The sequence below is a fragment of the Mesorhizobium sp. M7A.F.Ca.AU.001.01.1.1 genome (assembly GCF_004022735.1).
In the GTDB taxonomy this organism is placed as follows: Bacteria; Pseudomonadota; Alphaproteobacteria; order Rhizobiales; family Rhizobiaceae; genus Mesorhizobium; species Mesorhizobium ciceri.
This window is the reverse complement of the sequence record NZ_RZPF01000746.1, coordinates 1-3,061: the sequence shown is the minus strand read 5'-3', so window position 1 is coordinate 3,061 and position 3,061 is coordinate 1. Positions and strand designations below refer to the sequence as shown.

General features: G+C 65.8%; 4 protein-coding genes and 1 pseudogene. 1 reads left to right on the top strand and 4 read right to left on the bottom strand.

Annotation, left to right across the window (positions count from 1 at the left end):
- Positions 1-810: iron ABC transporter permease (locus EN884_RS31040; RefSeq protein WP_164895263.1), on the top strand; the 810-nt coding region annotated here is incomplete at its 5' end.
- 25 nt (positions 811-835) lie between these two features.
- On the opposite strand, the gene EN884_RS31035 is transcribed toward EN884_RS31040, so the two are convergent.
- The 4 genes and pseudogenes from EN884_RS31035 to EN884_RS31020 form a co-directional block, all read right to left on the bottom strand.
- On the bottom strand, positions 836-1,771 hold the full coding sequence (locus EN884_RS31035) for a phosphatidate cytidylyltransferase (RefSeq protein WP_063167715.1): 936 nt from the start codon (positions 1,769-1,771) through the stop codon (positions 836-838).
- On the bottom strand, positions 1,771-2,433 hold the full coding sequence (locus tag EN884_RS31030) for a lysophospholipid acyltransferase family protein (protein ID WP_024504853.1): 663 nt from the start codon (positions 2,431-2,433) through the stop codon (positions 1,771-1,773). The genes EN884_RS31035 and EN884_RS31030 overlap by 1 nt, the downstream gene beginning before the upstream one ends.
- Positions 2,430-2,873 (bottom strand): hypothetical protein, encoded by a 444-nt coding sequence (locus tag EN884_RS31025; RefSeq protein ID WP_024504852.1) that lies wholly within the window; start codon positions 2,871-2,873, stop codon positions 2,430-2,432. The genes EN884_RS31030 and EN884_RS31025 overlap by 4 nt, the downstream gene beginning before the upstream one ends.
- Positions 2,870-3,061: pseudogene (locus tag EN884_RS31020) on the bottom strand (serine/threonine protein phosphatase); the annotation flags it as partial. The gene EN884_RS31025 and the pseudogene EN884_RS31020, both read right to left, overlap by 4 nt.

Genomic DNA, 3,061 nt, shown 5'->3' with positions numbered 1-3,061 from the left:
ATCCTGGCCATCTGCGTCGGCGCGGGCCTCGGCGTCGTCGGCGCGCTGCTGCAGACAGTGACCCGCAACGATCTCGCCGATCCGTTCCTGTTCGGCCTGTCGTCGGGCGCCGCCGCCGGTGCCGTTTCCGTCATCACCGTCTTCGGCGACAGCTTTGGCATCTGGACGTTGCCGGTCGCGGCCTTCACCGGCGGCATATTGGCCGCCGGCGTCGTCCTGCTGCTGGTCGCGCGGGTGAGGGGCCAAGGGCCGGAGCGGCTGATCCTCGCCGGCCTTGCCGTGTCCTTCATGTTCACCGCCTTGACCAACTACCTGGTCTTTGCCGGCGACCAGCGCGCCGCCCACTCCGTGTTGTTCTGGACGATGGGCGGCCTTGGCCTGGCGCGCTGGGACAATATCTGGCTCGGCGCGCTGGGTGCGGGCACCATTCTGGCTTACGCGCTGTGGAACCACCGCCGGCTCGATGCCTTCCTGGCCGGCGAAAACGCCGCCGAAAGCCTTGGCGTGCCAGTGGCGCGCATGCGCCGAATGACGTTTCTCGTCGCCGCCTTCTCGACGGCGATCCTGGTCTCTGTCGCCGGGGTCATCGGCTTCGTCGGGCTGATGATCCCGCATCTGTCGCGGCCGCTGGCAGGCCCCTTGCATCTGCGCCTGGTTGCCAGCTGCGCCGTCTTCGGCGCGGTGCTTTTGCTGGCCAGCGATCTTCTGGCCCGAACGCTGCTGCCGCCGCAGGAACTGCCGATCGGCATCATCACCAGCTCGGTCGGTGCGTTCTTCGTCGTCACCATGCTGATCCGCAACCGGCTTTGAGCGCCTTTGGCAACCGGTCGCCGGATCACACAGTCCAGAAATAGCGCACGATGTGGAAGAACACCGGGGCGGCGAAGACCAGGCTGTCGGTGCGGTCCATCATGCCGCCATGGCCTTCGATGAGATGGCCCCAGTCCTTGACGCCCTGGTCGCGCTTGATGGCCGAGGCGACCAGCCCGCCTAGGAATCCCATCGAGCAGGCGACGAAGGCCACGCCTGCCGCCTGCAGCGCCGAGAAGGGCGTCACGAACGACAACAGCGCGCCGAGCAGGCTCGCCGACACCAATCCGCCGATCAGCCCTTCCCAGGTTTTCGACGGCGAGACGTTCGGCGAAAACCGGTGTTTACCAAACAGCTTGCCGAAGATGTACTGCAGCACGTCGCTGCCTTGCACGACGATGATCAGGAAGGCGATCAGCAGCAAGGTGCGGCCTTCGAAGCCTGGCACGTCGAGTGTCAGCAGGGCGGGGACGTGGCTGACGCAATAGACCGAGATCATCACCGCCCATTGCTGCGCGGCGATCCGCTCGAGGAAGCGTTCGGTGTCGCCATGCAGCGCCGTGATGGCCGGCATCAAGAGGAAGCAGTAGACCGGAATGAAGATGACGAAGAGCCCGTACCAGGCGGTCCACACCAGCCAGTACTGAAACGGGATGATGATGCCGAACATGCCGAGCAGCACCCAATGGTCGCTGCGGCGCGTATGCGTCAGCGTCACGAATTCGCGCAGCGCGGCGAAGGAAATCAGCGCAAACAGGATGGTCATCCCGTAACGGCCGAAGAAGAAGGCGACCGTCATCAGCGCCACCATCACCCACCAGGCGTTGATGCGCTGCGTGAGATTGACAAGCGTCGAGCTCAGCGGCTTCGGCGCTCGCGCCGAAAGGATGGTGGCGACGATGCTGGCGGTGGTCAAAACCGCCAGCAGGCCGATGATCAGGATGGAGATCTCGTGGCGCATCAATCGTCTCGCTCGGGACGCGGGTTGAGCGCCAGAAGCGCGGCGTGGGCGCGCTCGAGAAAGGCGCGGCGTTCTTCGCCCGGGCCAACCGCGACAGGCGCGCCGAAAACGACGCGGCACAGCAGCGGCACCGGCAGGAACTGGCCCTTGGGCAGCACGCGCGACATGTTCTCGATCCAGCACGGGATCAGCTCGACCTCAGGCCGCGCCGTCGACAGATTGTAGAGCCCGGAGCGGAACGCCAGCAGCGGCTCTTCGGTCATGTTGCGTGTGCCTTCGGGAAACAGGATAAGCGAGTGCCCTTGGTCGAGAACCGACAGCATGATCTCGATGGGGTTTTCCTCAGGTCTCGTCCATTGCCGGTTGATGAGCACGGACGACAAGATGTCCTGCGCGATAAAGCGGCGCAGCCGCGACTTCCCCCAATATTCGCCTGCGGCAACAGCATGGGTGATCGCGCGCTCCCTTTCGCTGAGACAGGCCGACAAAAGGATGAAGTCGCCATGGCTGGTGTGATTGGCGAAATAGATGCGCTGCCGCTCGGAGGGCAGGCTGCCGTTCCAGATCGGCCGCACCCCGGTCACCATCCGGGCCAGAGCCGACAGGCCGACGGAGGTTACCGTCTGCAGCAAGGTGAAGGTCTTGAGCGAAAGCTTGTTCATCGCGGCGCCCAAAACCCTGCCGCCAGAAGCGCTGCGGCAAACAGAGCCAGGGCAGCGCGTTGCTTGAACAGCAAGCGGCTTGTGCCGGCCATGCGGTCATCGAGCAAGCGTGTCGCGAACGGAGCCGGTTTCAGGCGCATGCGCGCCAACATGTCATCCACCGCGGCACCGCCGGAAGCTTCGTCGTCATGGCTCGCCATCAGTCGGAACAGCAGCGCGTCGAATGCCAGCAATGCCGACAGCGCCAGCACAGCAACCGCGCTCGCGGCGGCGATCGACAAAGCGATGGCCGCGGGCAAGGTCTCGAAGGCACCGCGCGCCGACGCGGCTAGAGGCGCAAGGACATTTGCGGTCAGCACGATTGCGGCCGGCCACGCGGCCTGTCGCATCAGCATGCCGGCGAAGCGGTCGGTGCGGTCCTGATAGGTATTGCCTGTCATGACGCCGCCCGCCCAGTGGCCTCTGCAAGGTGGACCGGCCGGCCGGCGGCCGCGAGCATCTCGCGGGCGAGCGTCGGCGTCCCGGCCCTGCCGGTCGCCACCAGCCATTCGGCGACGACGCCGGCGCTGCGCTGGAAGCCGAGCGCGCAGCACACCAGGACGGTGCCGTCGCGGCGTGCATTCTCCAG